Source organism: Sphingorhabdus sp. (assembly GCF_044338195.1).
In the GTDB taxonomy this organism is placed as follows: Bacteria; Pseudomonadota; Alphaproteobacteria; order Sphingomonadales; family Sphingomonadaceae; genus Sphingorhabdus_B.
In genome coordinates this window covers 1-24,214 of the sequence record NZ_JBIIMC010000011.1, presented here as the reverse complement: position 1 = coordinate 24,214, position 24,214 = coordinate 1, and the positions used below count along the sequence as shown (strand labels likewise).

17 protein-coding genes are annotated in these 24,214 nt (G+C 53.5%); 6 read left to right on the top strand and 11 right to left on the bottom strand.

Annotation, left to right across the window (positions count from 1 at the left end; translation table 11 throughout):
* The 3 genes from ACIQZK_RS04850 to ACIQZK_RS04840 all read right to left on the bottom strand — a co-directional run bounded on the left by ACIQZK_RS04850 (position 1) and on the right by ACIQZK_RS04840 (position 6,408).
* Positions 1-1,155, bottom strand: a complete 1,155-nt coding sequence (locus ACIQZK_RS04850) for an acyl-CoA dehydrogenase family protein (protein WP_397575147.1) — start codon at positions 1,153-1,155, stop codon at positions 1-3.
* A gap of 101 nt (positions 1,156-1,256) precedes the next feature.
* Positions 1,257-3,008, bottom strand: coding sequence for a gamma-glutamyltransferase (gene ggt / locus ACIQZK_RS04845; RefSeq protein WP_397575146.1), 1,752 nt, complete (start codon positions 3,006-3,008; stop codon positions 1,257-1,259).
* A gap of 406 nt (positions 3,009-3,414) precedes the next feature.
* Complete coding sequence (locus ACIQZK_RS04840) at positions 3,415-6,408, bottom strand: TonB-dependent receptor domain-containing protein (RefSeq protein ID WP_397575145.1); 2,994 nt, start codon at positions 6,406-6,408, stop codon at positions 3,415-3,417.
* Positions 6,409-6,757: 349 nt separating this feature from the next.
* On the opposite strand from ACIQZK_RS04840, the gene betB reads away from it, so the two are divergent.
* The 3 genes from betB to ACIQZK_RS04825 are packed head-to-tail and all read left to right on the top strand — an operon-like array spanning position 6,758 to position 11,770.
* Positions 6,758-8,755 (top strand): betaine-aldehyde dehydrogenase, encoded by a 1,998-nt coding sequence (betB, locus tag ACIQZK_RS04835; RefSeq protein ID WP_397575144.1) that lies wholly within the window; start codon positions 6,758-6,760, stop codon positions 8,753-8,755.
* A complete protein-coding gene (gene betA / locus ACIQZK_RS04830; RefSeq protein WP_397575143.1) occupies positions 8,742-10,409 on the top strand; it encodes a choline dehydrogenase in 1,668 nt (555 codons plus the stop codon). The genes betB and betA overlap by 14 nt, the downstream gene beginning before the upstream one ends.
* Entirely contained in the window at positions 10,406-11,770 is a 1,365-nt protein-coding gene (locus ACIQZK_RS04825; RefSeq protein WP_395637405.1) for an FAD-dependent oxidoreductase, read from the top strand. The genes betA and ACIQZK_RS04825 overlap by 4 nt, the downstream gene beginning before the upstream one ends.
* On the opposite strand, the gene ACIQZK_RS04820 is transcribed toward ACIQZK_RS04825, so the two are convergent.
* Together ACIQZK_RS04820 and ACIQZK_RS04815 are read right to left on the bottom strand one after the other, a co-directional pair.
* Positions 11,767-13,131 (bottom strand): peptide MFS transporter, encoded by a 1,365-nt coding sequence (locus ACIQZK_RS04820; protein ID WP_397575142.1) that lies wholly within the window; start codon positions 13,129-13,131, stop codon positions 11,767-11,769. The two genes, ACIQZK_RS04825 and ACIQZK_RS04820, sit on opposite strands and share 4 nt — an antisense overlap.
* Positions 13,132-13,212: 81 nt before the next feature.
* Positions 13,213-13,353 carry a DUF2256 domain-containing protein gene (locus ACIQZK_RS04815; protein ID WP_324477484.1) on the bottom strand — a complete coding sequence of 47 codons (141 nt, stop codon included), beginning with the start codon at positions 13,351-13,353 and terminating at the stop codon, positions 13,213-13,215.
* A 224-nt stretch (positions 13,354-13,577) separates the two neighbouring features.
* On the opposite strand from ACIQZK_RS04815, the gene ACIQZK_RS04810 reads away from it, so the two are divergent.
* Complete coding sequence (locus tag ACIQZK_RS04810) at positions 13,578-16,130, top strand: TonB-dependent receptor (RefSeq protein ID WP_397575141.1); 2,553 nt, start codon at positions 13,578-13,580, stop codon at positions 16,128-16,130.
* A 464-nt stretch (positions 16,131-16,594) separates the two neighbouring features.
* Here the strand turns inward: ACIQZK_RS04810 and ACIQZK_RS04805 are convergent, their stop codons facing one another.
* The 5 genes from ACIQZK_RS04805 to ACIQZK_RS04785 all read right to left on the bottom strand — a co-directional run bounded on the left by ACIQZK_RS04805 (position 16,595) and on the right by ACIQZK_RS04785 (position 22,726).
* A complete protein-coding gene (locus tag ACIQZK_RS04805) occupies positions 16,595-17,122 on the bottom strand; it encodes a hypothetical protein (RefSeq protein ID WP_397575140.1) in 528 nt (175 codons plus the stop codon).
* A 327-nt stretch (positions 17,123-17,449) separates the two neighbouring features.
* Complete coding sequence (locus ACIQZK_RS04800; RefSeq protein WP_397575139.1) at positions 17,450-18,142, bottom strand: hypothetical protein; 693 nt, start codon at positions 18,140-18,142, stop codon at positions 17,450-17,452.
* The gene (locus ACIQZK_RS04795) at positions 18,139-20,121 is read right to left on the bottom strand and encodes a hypothetical protein (RefSeq protein ID WP_397575138.1); all 1,983 of its coding nucleotides are present in this window, start codon (positions 20,119-20,121) and stop codon (positions 18,139-18,141) included. Before ACIQZK_RS04795 ends, ACIQZK_RS04800 begins: the two co-directional genes overlap by 4 nt.
* A gap of 95 nt (positions 20,122-20,216) precedes the next feature.
* Entirely contained in the window at positions 20,217-21,671 is a 1,455-nt protein-coding gene (locus ACIQZK_RS04790) for a hypothetical protein (protein WP_397575137.1), read from the bottom strand.
* 110 nt (positions 21,672-21,781) lie between these two features.
* Positions 21,782-22,726 carry a DUF805 domain-containing protein gene (locus tag ACIQZK_RS04785; RefSeq protein WP_397575136.1) on the bottom strand — a complete coding sequence of 315 codons (945 nt, stop codon included), beginning with the start codon at positions 22,724-22,726 and terminating at the stop codon, positions 21,782-21,784.
* Between the two features lie 253 nt (positions 22,727-22,979).
* Here ACIQZK_RS04785 and ACIQZK_RS04780 point away from each other — a divergent pair, with 253 nt between their 5' ends.
* Both ACIQZK_RS04780 and ACIQZK_RS04775 read left to right on the top strand, forming a co-directional pair.
* On the top strand, positions 22,980-23,297 hold the full coding sequence (locus ACIQZK_RS04780) for a hypothetical protein (RefSeq protein ID WP_397575135.1): 318 nt from the start codon (positions 22,980-22,982) through the stop codon (positions 23,295-23,297).
* Entirely contained in the window at positions 23,294-23,854 is a 561-nt protein-coding gene (locus ACIQZK_RS04775) for a hypothetical protein (RefSeq protein WP_397575134.1), read from the top strand. The genes ACIQZK_RS04780 and ACIQZK_RS04775 overlap by 4 nt, the downstream gene beginning before the upstream one ends.
* Positions 23,855-23,957: 103 nt before the next feature.
* Here ACIQZK_RS04775 and ACIQZK_RS04770 read toward each other — a convergent pair.
* Positions 23,958-24,214: hypothetical protein (locus ACIQZK_RS04770; protein ID WP_397575133.1), on the bottom strand; the 257-nt coding region annotated here is incomplete at its 5' end.

Genomic DNA, 24,214 nt, shown 5'->3' with positions numbered 1-24,214 from the left:
TCAGGCCTGAGCTGCCCATTCACGCAGCATATGCTTGGCAATTTGAAGCTGCAGGATTTGCGTTGTACCTTCATAAATCCGGTAAATGCGTGCGTCACGGTAGAAACGTTCCGCATCATATTCCGCCAAATATCCCGCACCGCCGTAAATCTGCACCACGCGGTCAACCACGCGCCCACACATTTCGGACGCGAACACCTTGGCCGCCGCTGCTTTGCGCAGCACATTCTCACCGGCATCGGCACGGCGGGCAGCGTCATCCAACATGCATTCCGCTGCGTAAATCTCGATCTCACTATCGGCGAGCATTTGTTGGATAAGCTGGAAATTGGCAATCGGTTCGCCAAATGCCTTGCGCTCATTGGCGTAACGCAGCGCGCTGTCGAGTGCACGCCGCGCATAGCCCGTTGCCGCTGCGCCAACCGACATGCGTCCGTTGTCGAGGCTCTTCATGGCAAAGGCAAAGCCCTTGCCCTCTTCACCACCCAATATGGCGTCCGCAGGCAGCTTCACATCTTCCATGATGATATCGGCGATATGGCTACCGGCCTGCCCCATTTTCTTGTCGGACTTACCCACGGTGATGCCAGCGGTGTCCATGGGGACGATAAAAGCAGAGACATGCGCGTTTTTGGGTAAGGCTTCCTTGCTTGTCCGCGCCATGATCAACGCGACATTCGCGAATGGCGCATTGGTGATGTACCGTTTTGTACCGTTCAATACCCAGCCATTGCCTGACTTCACCGCTGTGGTCTGCATCGCCGCAGAGTCGGATCCGGAACCGGGCTCTGTCAGACCAAAGGACGCAATTTCGCCAGCCGCCAAACGCGGCAGCCATTCCGCCTTTTGCGCATCCGTCCCGCCATTTTTGAACGCGGAACACACCATCCCGACATTGATTGACGTCACAGAGCGAAAGCATGGTGCCGCGTAGCTGAATTCACGCATGGTGCGGATATATTGCTGAATATTCATGCCAGCGCCGCCATATTCTTCGGGAACCGTCAACCCGAACAACCCAAGGTCACGCATTTCGGCCATGATCGCTTCAGAAATCATTTCCGTTTCGAGCACTTCCTTTTCCGCGGGGATCAGCCGTTCGCAAATATAACGTCGCAGCTGTTCCGTGAATTGTTCGAAAATGTCGTTATCCATTATGTTCTTCTCCACTCCCATAGAAAATCTGCGCTTCGCCATGGATTACTGTTCGTTTTTGAAATTCAAAACACCCGTTCAACAAAACCGTGACATTGCGTTCAACGCGGCTGCCTCCGTTCGGGCGGAATGGCCTGCGCGCCGGGGCGTCTAGGGTCTGCGGCACCTAAAAATAGACCATTCTCGATCATGATGGATTGCGCACTGCCCATCGTTTCGTCAGAAGTGATGGTGTGCCCTAAGCTCTGCAAAACACGCACCGTATCGGCATTGAAATTTGGTTCAACGCGCAGTTTATCGCTGGTGTCCTGATAAATGCGGGGCTGATGGGTGGCCTCTTCGACATTGAGATTGAAATCGACGACGTTGACGATCACTTGCATGACCGTATTGATGATCGTGCTGCCGCCCGGCGTGCCGGTTATGAGCCAAGGCTTACCATTTTTCATCACAATTGTCGGCATCATCGTCGACAGCATCCGTTTCCCCGGAGCCATGGCATTCAGGGGGGGTGGCAAGCCTTCACGCAGCGCTTTTGCCGCCTGTGCGTGCGAGAAGTTATTCATTTGATTGTTCAGCAGCACGCCCGTTCCGGAGATCATCACGCCCGAACCGAAATCGGCGCCCAAGGTGTAGGTCGTTGACACCACATTGCCTTGCGCGTCCGCAACCGAGAAATGGGTGGTCGACGGGCTTTCATATTTCAATGGATCCCCCACACCCATTTGCGCAACCGGCTTGGCTTTGTCGGGGTCGATGAGCTTGGCGCGTGACAGGGCGTAGCTTTTTGAAATGAAACCCTTGATCGGCGTCGTGACGAAATCGGTATCGCCCAAAACAGCATAGCGATCCGCATATCCCAACTTCATCGCCTCGGCCATGATATGCAGCGACTTGGCTGCACCGACGCCGTTTTGTTTCAGGTCAAAATTCTCAACGATGTTGAGCATATTGAGCAACGTCGCACCGCCTGCGCTGGCTGGTGGCGCCGTTACGATATCAAGGCCACGATATGTCCCGCGCAATGGCTTACGCTCAATCGCGCGATAGGCTGCCAAATCTTCTGTGGTGATCAATCCGCCATTGGCTTTCATGTCGGCGGCAAATCGATCCGCCACCGGACCCTTATAAAAACCGTCCGCCCCGCGCTTTGCAATCTGCGTCAGCGTCCATGCAAGGTCTGGCTGCTTCAGCCTTTCCCCTGCCCGATACAACGCGCCGTCAGGCTTGTAATAAGCGGCCTTGGCAGCCGTGCTGGTCGACAGGCGCTCTTTTCCCCAACCAAACACAAAGGCTTCGTCCGGCGTCAGGATCACGCCGTCGCGGGCCAAAGCGATTGCGGGCGCAACAACGTCTGCCCAGCGCATTTTGCCATATTTTTTATGCGCCATATATAGGCCTGCAACCGTTCCGGGGACCGACGGGGCCAAATAACCACGACTGGCGATTTGCGATTCTTGGCCCTGGTTATCCAAGAACATCGCAAGGGTTGCGGCCTTTGGTGCGACCGAACGGAAATCGAAAAAGACTTGCTCCCCGCTCTTGGCATCATGCACCAGCATGAAGCCATCGCCACCGATATTGCCCGCGCGCGGGAGCGTGACCGCCAGAGCAAAGCCAATGGCAACAGCGGCGTCCACCGCATTACCGCCACCGCGTAATATGTCCGCGCCGACTTCTGACGCGATTGCATTTTGTGACACCACCATGCCCTGTTCGCCAACGACGGGGGAATGGATGCTGGGATATTCGAGCAGCTGTTTCTTCTGCGCAACGACTGGGGATGCCGTCAACGCGACCATGGACAGCAATAGGACGCCCGCACGTGACCATTTTCCGATAAACTTCATCATCAAACTCCTCCCAGCAATCGCGCAGCCCGTTCGGCCGATCCCATCGCATATGTCCAAATCAACATGCCATGTCCTACGTTGATTGTAACCCTTGGCGCAATGGTCCTGATAATGGGAAGCACGTTGGCCGTTATGGGGTGAATACCGGTCCAGCCCTGATATGATGCCGCATAATCAGCGGCGCGGGCAGAACGCCCGCTGCGGTCGATAGCAACGGCACAAGCTGGCGTTGATCGACCCGAGTGTTTCTGACGCCCAATTCGGCAATCCCGGCAACACGGACAGCACCATCAAGCGGGCAGAAAACAATTTTTTGGAGACATCGATGATGTTCATTTTCGGCGACGCTTGGCCGGAAGCGGTGCAATTTCTGCGCCGCTTCCGACCAAGCAGTCAGACCGCTTAATCAAAACTCTTTCGACAGCTCAAAATAGACAAACCGGCCGACGGCATCGTGCAACGATCCCAGGAAGCCATAGTTCGTCGATGCAAGCGGAGGCTGCTTATCGAACAAGTTACGCGCGCCTACGCGGAACCGTGTGCCCGAAAATGCCCCCTGATCCTCACCCGCGCGATATTGCACATAGGTGTTGACCGTGGTCACGCTGTCTAACTTGAAAAACTGATCGGCTACCTTAATCGTTCCCGTGTCGAAAACAGCGCCGACATAATTGACCAAGACGCCCGCACTGACGGGGCCTGATTTCCAGGTCAGGTTTCCGCTCATGCGCCACTCGGGATTACCGTTGACCTGAATCTGGCTTCCGGCTTGCGTAATCGTCACGCCCGTTCCCAATGTTCCGGCCGCGTTTGCCGCGATCAATTGTGCCTGCAGTTCAGATGCGGATTGTTCATATGTCAGCAGCTTGGACGCGTTGAGGTCGATGTTGAAACTGCCCAATAATGTATTGCGCACATCATAGCTGACGCCGAAATCCAGGCCTTCCAACTCGCGCAGTCCAAGGTTGAAATAATCATCCTTAACATAATCGATGGTGCCGATCACTTGCGTACCAACCGGCGCCAGACGCACGACATTCGGGTTGCTGCGCCCGCCCAGCCGTTCGAGAAGATCGAACAAAATCTGGTTTTGCGCGCCTTGCAGGCCGATGACGCCCTTCGAACGCAATGACCAATAATCCGCCGTGAAAGTGAGGTTACGGAAAGGCTGGATAATGATACCCGCCGACAAGGTTTCCCCATTTTCTGGTGTCAGGTTCTGATTGCCTGAACGCACTTCAAGCGTGCTAATACCGCTACAGGTTGTCAACGGGTTCAGGCGGCAAGCAGCAAAGTCAGTACGCGTATTTGCGACCTGTGTTCCAGCGCTATAAAATTGCGCAAGGTTGGGTGCGCGGAAATTTTGTGACCATGCCGAACGGAGTTTGATGCCATCCATCACGGTCCATGCACCGGCAACCTTGGTCTTGAACACATTTCCAAAGTCGGAATAATGTTCATCGCGGGCCGCAACTTGCAGATCAATGGATTGGATCAGCGGTATTTCCATATCGTCCGAAATCAACGGCACGGCGAGTTCGGCATATGCCGACACTACGGTACGACGCGCCTTTACATCGGGCGCAGGGCTGGCGCCCATGATGTCGGTGCCATAGCGAATACCCGAAACGCTGTCTGTGTACGTCGTGGTGCCATCCAGACGGTTATCCCGGTTATCTGAATAGGTTTCGCGCCGCGCTTCGAGACCACTGGCGAAGCCTACGCCACCGGCAGGCAGGCTAAAGATATCGCTGTTGGAAATGCGGAAATCCCATGTGCCAAGCGATGTCGTGCTGATGCGGTGCACATCGACCAAGAAGGACTGAATGGTGGCCGCACTGTTCGGGGTGCCATCACCGATCGAAAAATCGCGTTGATTGCCACCATTGAACGGGTTGTACGCATCGGGGGTCGACCGAGCGAGCGCGGCCTGAAACAGCGTGTTGCTGACCGCATTTTTTGTGTGATCGTCGGTGCGCGCCCAAGAATAAGAGGCCGCCGAATCCCATTTGAAATTGCCCCACTCTCCGCGCACGCCGATCAGCGAGCGGATGCTGTCGTCGGTTACGACGAACGTCCGCGGACCGGTGTCCACTGGGCGATAGTTTGTGATACGCAGTGCAAGCCCAGTCGTTGGCACGCCGACCAATCCGGCCAAACGATTTGGATTGTCTACGCCGTTGAACGTGGTTGGACCAAAGGGATTGTAATAATTGGTGGTCGGGACCGTAATGACTGCACTGGAAATCGGCGCGGATTGTTCACGCTGTCCTTCAAGCTTGGCATTATAATAGCCGAGTTCACCAAAAAGTTCGACCGATCCGATGTCCTGACGGAAGGTGCTGAAAAGATTGATGCGGTCAAGACCGCCGCGGATCGTACGATCGGGGTTTTCATCATAACGCAGCACACGGCTGGTCGCACCGGTAATGCCACCGCTGCGTAGGCAGAGATTGCCGTTGAAAACGGCGCTTGAACAGCCAGCTGCAGTATTTGCGATCGGTTCGATGTGGAAAACGCCCGACGTCGTCAATGCTGTCGTCGATGTGCCTTGACGAATGGTGGGCGACGGAACGGCCGTTACCGTAAACGCGCCCCACGGCGATGACGTTGAACGGTTGTCGAAGCCGGTATCGGCTTCCCAAGGCGTCCCGACCAGCTTTGGCATATGGTTTTCACTTGCCGAAAATGGCCGTTCGCTTGCGAATAAAGGCGTCCGCTTTGTCAGGCTGCCAAAAAATGTAAATCGCCCGCCGGACTTGGTTTTGAAACCAGCCTTGATTGCGCCGGTTTTTTCATTCGTTCCGTCAGCAGAGCCGTAACGCGTGTCAAAACGCAGTCCTTCATATCTATCGTCCGTGACGACGTTGACCACACCGGCCACGGCATCCGCGCCATACACAGCAGCCGCACCGTCGCGCAAAACTTCGATCCGGCGCGTCGCGCCAACGGGAAGCGAGTTCGTGTTGGCCGTCTGTACCGGAACAAAATTCTCGGTCTGCGTGCCCGGCGTCAAAATCATGCGACGTCCGTTGACCAGAACCAACGTGTTGCCGGTGCCGACACTGCGCAGGTTGATCGAGGCATTGTCGCCGCGCGCATCGTTGAGGTTGCCGGTCGTCCGGGCCTCTTGGAACTGGACATCACCTGCTTGCGGAATGGAACGGAAGAGATCGTCACCAGAAACGCTTCCCGTGGCGGCGATGCGGTCTTCGCTCAGCACCGAAACCGGAAGGGTTTCCGCGATTTTTGAGCCTTCGATGCGGCTACCGACGACCACGATTGCTTCGGTCGTTTCGGCTTCTGCTTCCGGTTGGCCCGCAGATTGCGCGAACGATGGTGTGGACACGATGATGGAACAGCCGATCAACAAACCGGCACGCATTGAAATTTTCGACACTGTAAATTGCCTCCCTTTGCCGCCCCCTTGCGGCTTGTGCATTTTTACCCGAATTGCACCAATCGCTTACATTGACAAGCAATAGTCATTACAATTTTGTGAATAATCCATTCCATTATGGTTATGGATTGATCACCAGTTGTTTCTAGGACTGCGCGTGCAGAGGAGAATATGCCGATGACATGCCTATTGCGTTATCAGGTGATTAGCCGTCCAACTGGAGGCTTCCCCCTGACGCGAACCCGCTGGCGATTTTGTGCCGGGCGTAGTGACAACGGGTGGATCGAGGGGAACAACACCCGTTTCTAGGCACGATTGAATAAGCGTTCAATGTTTGATATCTCCTCTTATGCAAGAGATTCGAGCTGATCGTCGCCAACATATCATCGCTTCCGCTATCGGTGTTTTGGCTGAATTTGGAATAGTTGAATTTACGTTCAACAAAGTTGCACGCCATGCCGGTATCTCGGCAGCTTTGATCGTTCATTATTTTGCGAGCAAAGAAGCCTTGCTCGAAGCCGCCTTCCGCGCCGTAGTACGTCAATTGAACAATCAGGCGACCGCGCGTCTCCGGCTCGCTGCTGGGCCCCGTGCGCGGATACAGGCGCTGGTGGACTCCCATCTTGGGCATAACGACTTTTCCGAAGAAACCGCCCGGGTTTGGCTGTCTTTTTGGGGACAGGCGCTCCATGTTCCGCAACTGGCGCGGGTGCAGCGTGCGCATCAACAGCGCATGTTGTCGAATTTGAAGTTTGATCTGCGGCAGATTGTCGACGCGCAGGACGTATCCCCAATGGCGGACACCATCGCCGCGATGATCGACGGTGTTTGGTTGCGTGCCGCGATGAATGGCGGCGTGGCGCTGCAGAACGGGTTGGCACGCGACCTGATTTTTGAATTCATCGCGCGCAACCTGAAGGACACCCTGCCCTCGCATGCCGCCACAAGCTTTGACACAGTCAATCCGGCAACAGGGCAACTGCTCGCGACAATCCGCATCGATGGACAGGCAGAGGTCAATAAGGCTGTGGCCCGCGCGGCCGATGCGCAAAAGCTATGGGCTAAAACACCGGGCGTAGAACGCGGACGCATCCTTCACCGCGCCGCCGCCCTGCTCGTTGAACGCAATGACGTGCTCGCGCGGCTTGAAACGCAAGATACAGGCAAGCCCATTCAAGAAACAATTGCCGTAGACGTCTTATCCGGCGCGGACTGTATCGAATATTATGCTGGCCTTGCGCGCACGATTGCCGGCGAACATCATGATCTTGGTACAGGCGCATTCGGCTATTCCCGGCGCGAGCCTTTAGGCGTCGTTGCGGGCATTGGCGCGTGGAACTATCCCATTCAGATTGCCTGCTGGAAATCCGCACCCGCACTGGCTTGCGGCAACGCGATGATCTTCAAGCCAGCCGAACTAACACCCCTTACCGCGATTGAGTTGGAAAAAACCTATCGCGATGCTGGCCTGCCCGATGGGTTGTTTCAGGTCGTGCAAGGCAAGGCCGACACCGGCCGGTTGCTCAGCCTCCATCCCGATATCGCCAAAGTGTCGCTGACGGGCGAAGTCGGCACGGGCAAAAAGGTTATGGTCGATGCTGCCGGCACACTGAAATACGTCACCTTTGAACTGGGCGGAAAATCGGCGCTGATCGTGTTCGAAGATGCGGATTTGGACGAAGCGGTCTCAGGCGCGTTGCTCGCCAATTTCTATTCAGCGGGCGAGGTTTGTACCAACGGCACGCGCGTTTTTGTGCATAAAAATGTCCGTGATGCGTTTCTGGCAAAATTGAAGGCGCGCACCGAGGCGATGGTGATTGGCGATCCGCTCAATCCGGCGACGCAGATGGGCGCGCTGATTTCACCAGCGCACATGGAAAAGGTGCTGGGCTATATCGCGCTTGGCCAACAACAAGGTGCAAATCTGCTGACCGGCGGAAAGCGTGTGATGACCGGCGGCTTGGCGAAGGGTGCCTTTGTTGAACCAACCATCTTCACCGGCTGCACCGACGATATGGCTATTGTCCGCGAAGAGATTTTCGGCCCCGTCATGGCGGTGCTTGATTTCGAGGATGAGGCAGAGGTCGTCGCGCGGGCGAACAACACGAGCTTCGGCCTCGCCGCGGGTATTTTCACCAACAACCTGACCCGCGCCCACCGCGTAATCGCGGCGCTGGAGGCTGGCACCTGCTGGATCAACACATACAATATCACGCCAATTGAAATGCCGTTTGGCGGCAACAAACAATCCGGTCTGGGCCGCGAAAACGGCAAGGCAGCGATTGAACATTATACCCAACTCAAGAGCGTTTATGTCTCGATGGAGCCCATCGATGCCCCCTATTGAGGCCGCAGACTATATCATCGTCGGCGCAGGGTCGGCTGGATGCGTGCTGGCGGACCGGCTGAGCGCCGATGGCAAGCACAATGTCGTGTTGCTTGAATTTGGTGGCAGTGACCGGTCGATCTTCATTCAGATGCCTGCCGCGCTCGCCTACCCCATGAATACAAAGCGGTGGAACTGGGGCTATGAAAGCGAGCCGGAACCGCATCTGAATGGACGCCGCCTGAACTGCCCGCGTGGCAAGGGTTTGGGCGGATCATCATCGATCAACGGACTTGTCTACGTTCGCGGCAATGCGCTCGATTTTGAACGTTGGAAGGAAGATGAAGGCGCAACCGGCTGGGGCTATGCCGATGTGCTGCCTTATTTCAAACGCGCCGAAGGCCGCGACGAAGGCGGCAACGAATATCGGGGCGGAGATGGTCCGCTGTCGACCAGCTATGGCCCGCTCGACAACCCACTGCATCAGGCATGGCTCGATGCCGCACAGCAGGCAGGCTACAGCCTGACTGAAGACTATAATGGCTATGCCCAAGAAGGCTTTGGCCGGATGGATATGACGGTGCGGAATGGCACGCGCTGTTCGGCGGCCAAGGCCTATCTTTATGAAGCCCGCAAGCGGCCCAATCTGCACGTTATCGAACATGCGCTGGCGACACGCATCCTGTTCGAAGGCACGCGCGCTGTCGGCATGGAATATGAACAAGCGGGCAAAATGCATCAGCTGCGCGCCGCACGCGAAGTCATCCTTTCGGGCGGGCCGATCAATTCGGTCCAGCTGCTTAAGCTTTCCGGCATCGGCCCTGCAGAAGAATTGCAACGCCACGGCATTACAGTGCGCGCAGACCGCCCCGGTGTTGGCGCAAATCTGCAGGATCATCTCGAATTCTATTTCCAGATGGCCTGCACCCAACCGATCACCCTTTACGGCAAGGCAAATCTTCTCGGCAAAGCCATGGTCGGTGCGCAATGGCTATTCGGTCGGTCGGGAACAGGCGCGTCAAACCAGTTTGAAAGCTGCGGCTTCATCCGCAGCCGCGCCGGCATAAAATATCCGGATATCCAATATCATTTCTTCCCTATGGCGATCAATTACGACGGGTCGTCCCTTGCAACAGAACATGGTTTTCAGGCGCATGTCGGCCCGATGCGTTCAAAAAGCCGGGGCACGGTGACGCTCAAAAGTGCCGACCCGCACGATAAGCCCAAAATCTTGTTCAACTATATGAGCCATCCAGACGATTGGGTGGACATGCGGGCATGCGTGCGGCTGACGCGGGAGATTTTCCAGCAAGCGGCTTTCGCCCCCTATCGCGGACGTGAAATTCAGCCCGGCGCAGACTGCGTCACCGATGATCAGATCGACGCCTTCATTGCTGAACATGTTGAAAGTGCGCTCCACCCCAGTTGCACATGCAAAATGGGCAGTCCGCGTGACCCGATGGCCGTAGTCGACCCCGAATTGCGTGTAATCGGTGTCCAAGGGCTGCGCGTCGTCGACAGCGGGGTGATGCCGTCCATCACCACGGGCAACCTGAATGCGCCGACGATCATGATCGGTGAAAAGGGCGCCGATCATATCCTTGGGAAGCCAATGCTCCCACCGTCTAATGCGCCATTTTACGTTGCGCCAAATTGGGAAGTTACCCAGAGATGACACACACTATCCTCGAGCCAGCCCGCCAGATTGATGTGATCCGCCAAACGGACGTTCTCGTCATTGGTTCAGGCCCGGGCGGCCTTGCTGCGGCTTTGGCGTCTGCGCGGGCGGGCGTCGAAACGACTTTGCTTGAACGTTATGGCTGTTTTGGTGGCAATATCACGCAGGTCGGGGTCGAGGGCTTCGCATGGTATCGGCATCCGGCGACGATCGACAGCGAAGGTATCGGGCGTGAATTTGAAGACCGCGCCAAGATGATGGGCGCCGCAATGCCCGAGCCGCAATCGATCAGCCACAGCCTCGATGCCGAAGGGTTCAAGTTCGTTGCAGATACGCTTGTCGAGGAAGCAGGCGTCATACCCATGCTGCACCGATTATGTGTCGCACCCATCATGGATGGTAACATAATCCGTGGCGTCATCGTCGAAAGCAAAGCGGGCCGCGAAGCCATCCTCGCCAAACGTGTGATTGACGCGACAGGGGATGCTGACATTGCCCACCGGGCCGGTGCACCAACGCATATGCACCCCGTAGACGAGATGATGTCCGTCTCGGTCATGTTCTCCATGTGCGGGGTCAACAAGACGCGGTTTATTGACGCCGTAAAGGCCGATCCGCAAACCTATGGCGACTGGGCCGTGGGCGGTGAGTGGGAAGTGATCACCAGTGGCAAAGAGGATGAAATGTTCTCGCCATTCTTGCGCAAGCCGTTCCAAAAGGCGCTGGAGGCTGGCCTAATACCGGACAGCGTGAAAACCATGGCCGGCACATGGGGCACCGTTTCCGATCAAGGAGACCTCACCTATCTCAACATGTGCCACCTGTATCTGGACGGCACCAATCCAGACGCCCTAACCCATGGCGAAATGGCGGGGCGAAAACAGGCGATGCACGCCATTGCGGCGTTGCAGGCCTTCATGCCGGGCTGCGAAGATGCAAAGCTGCGCAATTTCGGCATGACACTGGGCATTCGCGATACGCGCAAGATTGACGCGGTTTACAACATGACCGCAGATGATGTGATGGAACAGGGCCGCTTTGACGATAGCATCGGCATCTTTCCTGAATTCATCGACGGCTATGGCTATCTTATTTTGCCGACGACGGGCCGCTATTTTCACCTTCCCTATCGGTCGATGGTTCCAAAAAATGTGAAGCACCTGATTACCGCCGGTCGTGTCATTGGCGGTGACAAGGTCAGCCATGCCGCCGTCCGCAACATGATGTGTTGTGCGGTTGCGGGGCAAGGTGCGGGCGTTGCTGCGGCTTTGGCGGTCAAGACGGACCGGGACTTTGACGAAATTGATATCAGCGCCGTGCAACGGGAACTGCTTCGCCAAGGCGCCCGCATTTCTTAAGCTGACAGATCAGGGTCCAGCGCAGCTTGCAGGCGTTTGCGGAACAGCAAAATCAGCGTGCCACCCACAAAAGCGATGGCCGCGTCCATCGCCCAAAAAACCGACGGGCTCATTTGGTCAAAATAGCTGCCAACCCACCCCGCAAGCACATGTCCGAAAAAGGGCGACAGAAACGCGACCCCCATCAGGAAAGAGCCCATCCCCGCAGGCGCCGCCCGGCTGACGATGGCCAGCGTCGTTGGCCAATAATACATCCAGGCGAGCCCCATGATGAGCCAACCCGCGATTGCCCAACCCGCGCCCACACTGTCTGGTTCACTCAGTCCTAAATTGCCATAAGCGAAAAGAAGTGCGGCAAAGGCAATGATGGTTGTTCCAATGCCGACCTTCGTCACGCTGGTGGGTTCGCTGCCCCGCTTGGCCTGCCATGCCCAGAACGCGATCAACGCAGGCGCGGCAAGGATGGCACCGATCGAGTCCATCGATGCAAACCAGCTCGATGGCACCTCGCCAAGCGATGTCGCCAAATTCACATATTGGTCGACCCACAATATGCCGATGCTCCACACCATCGGATACGCAATTTCAGCGGGTATGGTGAGCGCAATGACAAGCAAAAGCACCGCCACACGTTTGCGTTCGGCAGCGGTCATGGCCGGGGCCTTTTCCCGTTTGCGCGCCACCGGACGGTCGTCCGGCAGGTGCTTCTGGCCCAGAATATAAGCGACGAGCGCGATCAACATCAAAGCGGCTGCAACCGCAAAACCGGCATGCCAGCCATAAATGGCAGCAACCAGCCCGGTGACAAGCGGCCCGCTCGCCGCCCCAATGCAAATACCTGTCGAAAAAATGGTAAAACCGCGCGACCGCATGGATTCATCCGAGCGAGGGTAAAGCGCCCCGACCTGCGCGGAAATATTGCCCTTGAGAAATCCAGATCCAAGGATCAGCAGCAAGAGCGCAAATAGGAAGCTGGCATAAAAGGACATCGCCAAATGCCCTGCGCTCATGAGGACAACGCCGATCATCACCGTGCGCTTTGCACCCAATATGCGGTCGGCGACCCAGCCACCGACGATGGGCGTGAAATAGACAAGGCCCGCATACCAACCATAAATAATCGCCGAAAATGCGACGTCGCTCATCGGCCCGCGAAATTCGAACATATTGCGGAGCGCGGCTAGCCCAATGACGTGCGCGGCATTTTCAGGCTGCAGCAGCTCTTTGACCATATAGAGCGTGAGCAGCGCCGACATGCCATAAAAGGAAAAGCGCTCCCACATCTCGGTGAAGGATAAATAATACAGACCTTTGGGGTGACCAGACGGCTGGCCATGCGCGGTTTGTGCGATCTTATCCAAGCTTATTCCCCCCCGAAATTCTGTGCGCCGCTAGCGACGATAGTATCTATGCCCGCTTAGGCGACGGGTGCAAGGAAATGGTTAGCGCGCGCGTCGGCAGCGATCCGAACAGAAGCGCACATTTTCCCAATCTTTCGCCCACTTTTTGCGCCAGGCAAACGGCTTTTCACATGCCGCGCATATTTTTGACGGCAGGTCTGCTTTTTTGACCATCTTGGGCATTGCGAATTTCCAGTTGTGAGCGTGTGTTATGTGCGTAACATTTTTATCGCAGTTTCGGCTATATTTCTGCGAATGAAACTAACTATTTGCTGCGCAGCATTTCAAACGTTATCAGCGCAGTACGCCATAAGGCTGCTCAGAGGGATGCTGGGGGCAAATTGAAGCTTTCATCCCCAATAAAAATGGCGCAAAGCCTTAGGAAATTGATCAACAGGAGAGTGAATATGAAATTCGGAAATCATCTGCTGAAGGCTGCAATGCTGTCGACGATCAGCATCGCGTCGCTGAGCGTTGGCTCGGTAGCGTTCGCACAAGACACTGCGCCACAGGCAAGCGACGAAGCTGACGAAAATGTCATCATCGTCACGGCAACGAAGCGCGAACAGACACTTGAAGAAGTGCCAGTCGCCGTTTCGGTAACCTCGGCTGCTGCAATCGAACGCGCGCAAGTTCGCGACCTTAAGGATCTGCAGACACTCGTTCCTTCGCTCCGCGTCAGCCAGCTGCAAAGTTCGGCCAACACCAACTTCATCATTCGCGGCTTCGGCAACGGCGCCAACAACCCCGGCATCGAAGGTTCGGTTGGCGTGTTCATCGACGGTGTTTACCGTTCGCGCTCCGCTGCAGCGATCAGCGATCTTCCAAACCTGCAACGCGTCGAAGTGTTGCGCGGTCCACAATCGACACTGTTCGGCAAAAACGCCTCGGCTGGCGTTATCTCGATTGTGACGGCTGCACCAAGCTATGAATTCGGCGGTTCGGCTGAACTCAGCTATGGCAATCGTAACGCAATCGTCGCGAAGGCCGATGTTACGGGCCCAATCTCTGACAATGTTGCTTTCAGCCTTGCTGGTGGCATCAACAAAGCAGACGGTTACGGCACCAACCTGACCGACGGATCAAAAACAAGCGAGCGTAACCGCTGGTATAGCCGTGCGCAGTTGTTGATCGAACCTTCGGAAAGCTTCAAGCTGCGCTTCATCGGTGACTATGACAAGATCGACGAAAATTGCTGCTTCGTTGGCAATATCTTCGACGGTCCAACTGGCAATGCCATTCGCGCCATCGGTGGACGCGTAAATTCGCGCGGCATCTTCAGCTACAGCGAATATCAGAACTTCAATTCGGAAAACGACATCACCAATGGTGGTATCTCCATGCAGGCCGATTATGAAATGGGTTCGTTGAGCCTGACTTCCATCACCGCTTATCGTGAATCGCACGCAAAAACCAATGCGGACAGCGATTTCACCAGTGCCGATTTGATTGGCCAAAACCGCGGCGATGTCGACATCACTACAAAGACTCAGGAACTGCGTTTGGCGTCGGATTTTGAAGGTCCATTCAACTTCTTGCTGGGTGCCTATTATTTTAATGAAAGCATCAACAACAAGCAGGCACTGACGCTTGGTCGCGATTTCCGCAATTATGCAAACGCCCTCACCGGCGGTGCATATACCGGCAATGAAGCCCTCATCCGCGCCTTGGCAGGCATCCCTTCAACCGCTGGCCAATTTGGCGGCGAAGGTCAGGGGCGTTTTGAAGATTGGGATTATAAGAACAAAGCCTATTCCATCTTCGGTACGGCGGACCTTGAGCTCACCGACGGTCTCGTTCTGACAGGTGGTTTCAACTACACCAAGGACAAGAAGAACATTGCGAGCGACATTCGGATTACCGACGTGTTCTCAAGCATCGATTTGATCCAGGTTGCTGGTGCAGCTGGCGTTCCTGCGGTTCTTCCGGCCGGTGCAGTGGGCAATACAACCACATTGTACCCACGCATCACCGCTTGCCCGAATAGAAACGGCGCGCCAACTGTCTGTAACCCGTTCATTCCTTTTCAGGCACTGCAATTCTTGCCGCCGTTCCTGAACCTTCCAAATGCCGTTGAAGATGGCCGCACCAGCGATGGTAAGTTGACCTATTCGGCACGTGTTGCGTGGGAAGCGACGGACAATATCAACCTGTACGCCAGCTATGGCACTGGGTTTAAGGCAACGTCGTGGAACATGTCGATTGACTCGCGTCCGTTCGTTTCGGATTTTGTCGCAGGCTCACCTGCACAAGGCGCACCGATCACACCGTCGGCCATTCGGACCGCTGGTCTTGCCACAGCCAACCTCACCAGCGGAACGCGTTATGCGCTTCCTGAAGAGGCAACGGTTATGGAACTGGGCCTGAAAGCGAAATGGGACCGTGTTGCATTCAACCTGACCGTTTTTGATCAGTCGATCAAAAACTTCCAGGGCAACAGCTTCATCGGCACGGGCTTCGTTCTGTCCAACGCCGGTAAGCAGTCGGTGAAGGGCATCGAATTTGACAGCAGCTTCAACCCGATCGACGCACTGCAATTGCGCGTCGCTACCGTCTATCTCGACTCGAAATATGACAGCTATGTCGGATCGCAATTTGGTGACATCAGCGGCCGTTCGGTCGGTGGCATTCCAAAGTGGTCGACAACCGTGGGTGCAACCTACACGGCGGACTTGAACGACGGCAAAGCGCTGGTCTTCAATGCCGATTACCACAATGAATCCAACACCGTGATGAACGACAACCCAGCTGACGCCCAATATAAGCGTGAAGTTAACGACCTGAGTGCAGCGGTAACGTTGCGTTTCGACACTGGTCTGCAATTCTCGCTTTGGGGCCGCAACTTGACGGATGCGCAATATCTGTCCGTTATTTTCCCAAGCGTTGTGCAGTCCGGTTCGATTTCTGGCTATCCAAACGCACCACGCACTTACGGTGCATCGGTGAAGTACAAGTTCTAATATCCTGACAACCTCAGGGCAGAATGAGCCGGGGCAGCATAACTGCTCCGGCTTTTTCTTTGCCCGCGGCAGATGCACGGCGCGCAAAAGCCAACGATCGATGAGCGGCATTCTGCAATCTACTCGCACATATTGCGACTGCACCGCGACTTGGCTCTGTTTTAATATATCGTAGTTTACGCATGAGCCTTCTAAGCAACCAAGCCAATGCTCAGAAAAAAGAATGAGCTAGAGGCTCGCTTTGGTAAACATTATGTCACTGCCCCGAACGCGTATGAAGCGATCCAGATAGCTAAGGCTTTATATGGGAAGCTGCTTATCTCTGAGGGTGCGAACCTCGTTTGAATTCAGGCTAGAATGCAGTTTGATGACGGACGTAACGGACATGACCTCCGTCTATCCACTGTTACAATTGGGGCGCCAGCATTGTTGTTACCCATGTGAGCTGGTCACATGAAAGTCTCCTAATCGCAGAAGGTCTCTGTGTAGGTCACGAGGCGCCCAGAAAGGGTCCGCTCGGTAACTTCCTGATTATAGCATCGTGGCGTGTAAGTGCGCTCGGCATAGTAAACCTTGCGCGTGTTGCGCTCTGCACTTTTTGCGATGGCAGCCCCTAAAATCACGCCGCCAATAAGTGCCAGTGCCTTTCCGCTGTTATTACCCCGACGTCTGTGGTCGCGGTAATCAGAGCGCCCGCGATCAGAGTTATATTGGTTTCCATAACTGGAATTATTGCCATTATTATACTCACCCCTGCCGCCAGCTACCGCAGGCGTTGCTATCGATAAGCTCAAAAGGACCAGGAAAATCTTCTTCGTCATATCGTCCACCTTTCCAGAAAATTGATTGTAAAATTTAGCACTGGGGCACAACATAAGACTGGTCTTTGAACCGATTATGAACGGCAAATAATTCAACATTTCCAAAGGAATGAGGCTTAAAAGAATTGAAAAATATCCGGATTGCAGTGCTGATGGGTGCGGGCGTTTCAAAATAAGCTAGGGCTTCTTCTGACACGGAAAGTAGCTGATATTATTTCGCAGCTTTATCGGTCGCCGCTGGCGGCGTGAGAGAAGTTCTGCTGCGGGACCGGCATTGGCATGGCTCCGATGCAGAAAGCGTTGGCTATGCTAACATCGCTATCGCCCCCAGGTTTCGGATACAAAATTCCCGACGGCTGTTAACTTGGCAAGATCATGTCACGCATGTCTGCCATTTGCAGAAGAACGTTCTTTTGCCACCCTTTGCGCCGTAAATTTTGGTACGACGAAAAGGGCAGCAGAAGATTTTTCGATTTCAAACCTAACCGGAATATTTATTCAAGTGATGCCGTCCAGCGGCACGGTTTTAGAAGTTTTTGCATCTACTGGAGGCTTCACTTTCGCTGCCGACATCAATTTTGGCAAATATGGAGCAATTTGTGCTGTGGATTTGACTTGCGATGCTAGCAATCCAGCGGCATTTTTTAACTTTCCGATATTGCCTAATGCAGCTGGATTTGTGCCCAATCCCTTTATAAGATTTGGAGCTTCACTTATGAGCTGGGCTGCCCTTGGAATGGCGATTGCTAAGTTAAAAAGGGCGGCGCCTACTTGAGCCCGTACTGCGGGACTCAGAGCTGCAATATTTTTTTCAATATCTCCAGCAGATTGCTCTGTCATGGCGCTTGATTTATCATCAGCTTTATTAAGCTCGGCGAGCTTTGCGTTCCTATCCTTAGGATTGGGAATGCTTAGATACTCCTTCCTTTTGGCTGCCAAAGCGGCAATGTCTACTTTGCCAGCTTGGGCCTGCTTTACCAGCTCATAAGACCATGTCAGCGTATCTGCATTTTTTTGTGCTCGGTCGAGGTAAGCGTCAATATCAGCTGCGCTGACCGTTGACGCGCTTCCCCCGCCGCCGCCAAGCCCAGGAATTTTAGGTTTAAGTCCGCCCAACTGGGCCTGCGCTGGCGCAGCGGCAGCAGCGATAAGCATTGCTGCTGAAGCTATAAGTAATTTTGAAGATTTCATTTGCTCTTCTCCGTCTGTGGTAAGGGTACTTTAACTGCAATTGTGCTAGCGTTTTTATCGAATTGCGCGGCGAATTCTCGCAGCGTGCTAAATTGTATATCGGAAGATGGCGTCTCGTTCGGGAGGGGGCTGGTTGTTAAATCCATTGCGACCCCATACCCAGTGAGCCTTTCGGCTTTGTCGCTGAGAATATTGAAGCCCATGACCATATTGTGCGTTTCTGCCTGAAGCCCTTTTCCCGCCTTGGCCGGGCCCGAGTAGGTCGACCGAAAAATTGTCTTAATGCATAAATCGGCATTGCGATTTTGGGTGATGCCATAACCCTGACCGCTGTCTTTAAAGCCTCTTAAAAGTTCACTTGCCTGGTTCGGCATATCTTCGATATACAATGGCACGCGGGTGGCTTGATAAAATCTGGATCTGCCAATGGCTCTAAATAACGGATCTGCGGAAAGATCGCTTGCTGGCAACCCCTCCGAAGTTTTGCATAATCCGTACACAGTCCCTGAGCTACTCGGTTTGTCGCCGCCGCTTTCGACTGTGAATACATCTCCGCTGCTTGTCGGGTCATCGAAAGGATCGGAAGTTTTTTGTAGTAAAAAGCGACCGTCTTTCGCGATGGCAATGGATTCATTGACATACCGCCATATGGGGACTTTGATGCTACCAAAACGTCCGGCATTTCGGAGCACACTGCCTGTTGCGCCGTCGGTAAGCGTTCCGCTTGGATCGCTGATCACCAACTGTCCGTCTGCTTTTGAGACAGGAAGGCGGAGGCTATTAAGTTTAAATTCCAATCCAATCTGTGTAACTAACTTGTCGATTGAATTTGTGACCACGGTTTCTTGGCGCTGCTGCTTAGGAAAGCTGATGCCGCTCGTTTCATCCGTAATGCGGTCGTTCGCAACTTGCGCGTGAATTACGCGCCCGGTTCTGTCTGTTACATAGCCAAAACTATATGCTTCATATGTCTTTATCGTCCGATTGGGGATGTTAGTTGGAAACTCCGTGGGTTCGAGGACAAAGCTCTCGAGATAAACAAAATACTCTGGGATTGGACGCGCTTCGCTCGCGGCATTAGTCTCCGCTGCAGTTCCAGCGAGGGTTCGAATATCGGATAAGCTTGGGTTCACTGAAACAACGTTAAAAATATTTGCAGACCCAAGTTTATTTTCAAACGTCAGCTTCAGATAAGCCGGTGACATCCCTTCGGGCGTTTGGCCGATCACGACCATTGCGGGTAACTTCGACAAAAATTGGGCCGGCCGCAAATTTTGTTTGCGGAGGACAGCGTTATCTTCGAGGGGGCTCTCTGGATTAACAAGACGAACTATCGAATAATCGGAACCAGCGAAGTCTACTATGACTTGGTTCGATCCGCTGTCCAAAAGGTTACCAGCGATGATGCCAGCGGTTCTACCTTTGTCTAGGACATAGGATTTGCCTATTCTGCCCTGTGCGGTCGCGCTGACAGGCTCCGGCTTGAAGCGTTTTTTCGCTTGTTGCACTAGCTCCCCGATGGCGTCGGCCATTTGTTTTGGCAGCAGCTCGCGCGCCACCGTCACAACATTTTGGTTCTCGGCTGTGAACGGAGTAATTGTGGTCAACGTATCTGTAAAAACAACTTCGCCCGTTTTTATATTTGTGAGCAACAGGGAGATACTAATCGGTAAGTACCCGACAGTCGTTCCATTATTTCTTGGTACTTTCCATATTCCAAGCTGGCTGAGATGGATTGATGCCGCCAGCGTACCATCGGCACGTCGCGATAAACTTGTAGCCTCAGAGAGGCTCTGCCCAGGCTTCTCCTCAATAAGACCAGCGAAATCTATGGCCATATTCTCTTTGAACTGAGATTCGAAATATGCCTTATTTTGTTGGAAATCTTTGCAAAGGTCCTGATCGATTATGGTCGTCACAGCTCGGGCACGCCCATCCGCGCTTGGCGGTGGGCAGTTGGATTCACCATATCCGGCCATACCCGGCGCCAACCATATTTTTAGGCCGTTAGCTTGCACTGATGTTGCCGTTAATACAACGCCAGCAAGTGCCCAGGTTGCTCTCGGCCAAAGCCTCATTGGCATGAAACCAGGCAGACCGTAACCGTCTGGCCGGACAGGGTTGGTAAAGGGGATTGGCCTAGGGCGGGGTCTTTATCGGCAAGTGCGCCAAGTACCGCCATGCCAAGGTCCTGCCCGTCCGTGCTTTTATACTTAACTCGGTAAACCAATTCCCTTGGGCCACTGCTAACAGTGACAATTGGCTTTTGAATGCTCTCCAAACCATTCAAGGTACTTACGATCAAGCGCGTAGATTGCAGGTTAAAAGCCGGTGATTTAAACGATAAATTATACTCAGCCCCCTCGCTTGCTGCGCGCGACTGAGCGTCGCTGGCGTTAGACGCTTTTAGCGATTGCTGGCGCCATGTGCGCTGTATCTGGGGCCCTATCTTGTCGGCTAGTTGTTTTGCTAACAGGTCGGCTAAATTGCGTTGGCAACCTTGCTCACTGTCGCCTGAGGATTTACCCAGTGCGCTGCCATCGGTTACACCTGGCACACCATCGTTAGTGCCGAAACCTTCGACTGACATTGTTCCTGAGCAGATATGCAGCCGTTGATCGTCGATATAACCTTCTTTTGTAATCTCTAATTTTCCGCCAACTATGTAATTGAATCCGCTGCCGGACGCAAAGCTCCGGAACTGCTCCCACTGTAGCGATGAACCATTTTGCAGCTCGCCGAACTCCTTGACTTGAAATCTGCTCAGCGCACTCGTCGGAGCCTCCATAACAACATCATAAGCTCGCAGTTCTTCCTTAAGCTTGGCAGCCGCCGCATTAGCCGAACCGCTTACCCCAACGCCACCTTGGTAAATCACTTCCTTGCGATAGTAAGTATTGTCACGCTCCTCGGCCTGCACATTGGCTTTGCTGACCGCGCTGATGGAGTTGGAATAAGCTGCAGAACTTTTGCTGGAACTTGCAGCACTTCCGCTGACGCGCGAAGAGCCTGCAGCGGATCCATAACGGTTACTGTAGCCAGCCGCGCTGGAACCCCGCGCGCTCGCGGCGCTCTTCTGGCTTTCGGAAGATGCAGATTTTTCCTTTTCGGAATATGCATCAATGCTTTTATCGGAAAAAGATGACCCTATTTCTCTGCGATACTCGACAACCTCACTTTGTGGTTTGGCAGAGTCGGTCGCGACTTCAATATAGCTATCAAGGACGAGCATGATACGTGCCTGAACCGCTTCTGAGGGAAGCTGAATTTCCATATCCTGCATACGCTTGATAAGCCAGCCGCCATCAATGTCTACTGTGATGGCAAGTATATATTCCTTGCCGATAGGGTTTGGCTCTCGTGTAATTATAGCGCTTGAAGGTATCTGTTGCGCGAGACTTGTAATGTCCTCTTCGGCAACGGCCTTTGCATTTGCCTTGGTTGTTACGGTCAATAGCAGTTTGCGAATGACATCCTTACGTGCTTCAACTTCGGCAAGCGCGCGTGTGGAATTAGCATCCTTGGTCATCGGCGCTCGGCCTTCGCCACGCATCTCGGCTGCGCGAGCCGGAACTGATGTAACCAATGCCAGCGTGGCTATAGCAGTCGCCGCATAAAAAGCCGTAAGTCGCATTAAATTCATTCCTCTATGGTGATGTCGCCGGCCCGGATTCGAACGTTACCGTTTTCATCTTCCTGAATTGAGACATCTCCTGCCTCGATGGTATCAATGCTAGGAGCTTTTGATTTTTGATTGTTCTTGCGAGTTGCCTGGGTGGCGACGGCTTGTGGTTCGGCGGGGTCAGCAATCGGAGATTTTGTCTCTGTCAGGGCCGCGGGGGCCTGGGGGTCGGTGTTTGTAGCACCTGAATTCCAAGGCTTTAGGTATAATGCCGCAGCGATAATTGCGATCAAAACGACCACAACACCGATTATAATGGCCCCAGTAGATGTGCCCGACCGAGGGCTTGTTGGAACAACGCCATTGCTCAATTGATTAAGTGGGGCAGACGGAGCATTCGCGACGCCTACCTGGGTAGTGGGCATGTATGGCTCCGCTGCTGACATCACAGGATCACTTGTTGTCGCGGAACTGGCAGCTGCTGCCTTCGACTTGATCTGCGGCCTTGGAGGTGCGGATTTCAAAGACGCAACTTCTTCTTGTTGCGTTATTGGGATGGGGACCAGAGACGGTTGATCCTCAAGTGTGGCTGGCGGACCATAACTATTTGCAAGCTGGTCGCCTTTCTGCGCCCACCACATGATTAATGGAATTAGTCCGATAATCGTCAACATTAGCAGCACCCACCACGCTGAGCGATTGGTGTCATGCAACCTGCGGGAGCTAGCTGCCAAGAATGGAATAAAGAAAACTAGATTTATTATGAACTGCATCAAGTTCGATAAAATGAGAGCGCCCTCTTGGCCGCCGGTCATATATCCCGTCACAGAAAAAACGAAATTTGCTATCCACACAACAGCGATGTTTGCTAGATAAAACCACCAAAACTCTGATCGCGATGCGCGGCCTTCGAATGTGCCATATTTTCCAAAGCAAGTTTGGACAGCTTCGCTAAATTTCACTACCGGGTCTCCAAAATTGCTTCAACGGCACAGCACGCCTCTGCGAACAGAATGTTTCAATTCATATACAACGCACCTACTGCTAATATAATCAGCGTCGATTAATGAATTGCTTTCAATAATGGGATGAATTACACAGAGGCTATGTTTTTGTATAGAACAAAACTGAGAAAAAACTCCCAATGCGGCTTTAAAAAAAAATAATACAACCATTATGAAAATTTCCTCCACCCTCGCCCGCTTTCTAAATCTAATGAGCGCAATCCGCGACCTGTCACCATTTGAGCTGCTGAATGCAGAAGAAGAGCTGCTTTTGAACGATTTGATTGTTCGCTGGTACGGCTCAGCGACATTGACCGTCGGAGAAGTGATTAATGACCCACGCTACCCTTCATCCACTACAGCATACCGCCGTTTGGTTGCCTTGAAGGACAAGGGTATCATCGCATTAGACGTAGCTCTGAATGATAAGCGAGTAAGACATATTCGACCAACCAAAGCATCATTACTCTATATTCGGAAACTGGAAGATGGCCTAGAGCAAATCATCGCGGATACTCGTTCTGCATGAGCATCTCTGGGGAGAGAATTTTGCGCGTAGTGTTCGCAATCTGCGGCGTGGCATTACTCTGGCTTGCTGTGTTCAACCTAAATATGTGGCTGTTCTCTCATGCCTCTTTTTCTGAACGCGCACATTGGATTTTTTTGCCCGCCGCATTTCGCATGATCGCTGTTTTGGTATTAGGAATGCGCGGAGGCGTAGGGCTGATGCTTGGAGCCTATCTTACGCTACCCCATGCAAGCCCTAACGATTTCAATTACGAGATTCTGCTGTCTATATCGTCAGGGGCTGCACCATTGATTGCAGTCTTGTTCTGCAAGCAGTTGTTCACGATTAGTCATGACCTGAATGGATTGAACGGTTGGCACGTGGTTGCATTGTCTGTTTCCGGCGCTGCAGCAAATTCTGCTGTTCTTAACGCACTGATGTGGGGAATGGGCAAACAGCAGGCAGATATTGAAGCGATTACCGCTATCTTCGTTGGTGATGTGTTGGGCGCGGCCATTGTTCTCGCAGCGATAGTGTTGGCGATGACTGTGGCTGTGCGATTTATACGACGGGCTTGATCTAGGTTAAGCGTTTAGTTGCAAAGCCTAGAACATCACTCCGACTATTGCCTTTGAACGGTAGTCCTAGTGCTGCGTCATTCAGCTTGATTGAAGCAATAATTCACCACCCCTTAAACCAGTAACTCAGTACTGCCTCAGCTGGCTTATTTCTGATGCTCGCTGAAAAATCATAGCAGGTATCATTTACTACGTCTTTTTTTCTAGGGTTATCTAGATAGTGATATCCCCAACTAAATATTCCTTTTACAATTCCGGATCCATCTGAACTTTGTGCATTCACAATTTCAGCAGCAGATTGATACATGTCCGCCTGTGTTTGATAGTTTCGTGTTTCTGATTTGAAATATGAACATGGGA

Excerpts from the sequence above, each read along its gene's own strand:
- ACIQZK_RS04850 (WP_397575147.1), bottom strand. The coding sequence starts at position 1,155 with ATGGATAACGACATTTTCGAACAATTCACGGAACAGCTGCGACGTTAT.
- ggt (WP_397575146.1), bottom strand. The coding sequence starts at position 3,008 with ATGATGAAGTTTATCGGAAAATGGTCACGTGCGGGCGTCCTATTGCTG.
- betB (WP_397575144.1), top strand. The coding sequence starts at position 6,758 with ATGCAAGAGATTCGAGCTGATCGTCGCCAACATATCATCGCTTCCGCT.
- betA (WP_397575143.1), top strand. The coding sequence starts at position 8,742 with ATGCCCCCTATTGAGGCCGCAGACTATATCATCGTCGGCGCAGGGTCG.
- ACIQZK_RS04825 (WP_395637405.1), top strand. The coding sequence starts at position 10,406 with ATGACACACACTATCCTCGAGCCAGCCCGCCAGATTGATGTGATCCGC.
- ACIQZK_RS04815 (WP_324477484.1), bottom strand. The coding sequence starts at position 13,353 with ATGCCCAAGATGGTCAAAAAAGCAGACCTGCCGTCAAAAATATGCGCG.
- ACIQZK_RS04810 (WP_397575141.1), top strand. The coding sequence starts at position 13,578 with ATGAAATTCGGAAATCATCTGCTGAAGGCTGCAATGCTGTCGACGATC.
- ACIQZK_RS04800 (WP_397575139.1), bottom strand. The coding sequence starts at position 18,142 with ATGAAATCTTCAAAATTACTTATAGCTTCAGCAGCAATGCTTATCGCT.
- ACIQZK_RS04795 (WP_397575138.1), bottom strand. The coding sequence starts at position 20,121 with ATGGCCGGATATGGTGAATCCAACTGCCCACCGCCAAGCGCGGATGGG.
- ACIQZK_RS04790 (WP_397575137.1), bottom strand. The coding sequence starts at position 21,671 with ATGACCAAGGATGCTAATTCCACACGCGCGCTTGCCGAAGTTGAAGCA.
- ACIQZK_RS04780 (WP_397575135.1), top strand. The coding sequence starts at position 22,980 with ATGAGCGCAATCCGCGACCTGTCACCATTTGAGCTGCTGAATGCAGAA.
- ACIQZK_RS04775 (WP_397575134.1), top strand. The coding sequence starts at position 23,294 with ATGAGCATCTCTGGGGAGAGAATTTTGCGCGTAGTGTTCGCAATCTGC.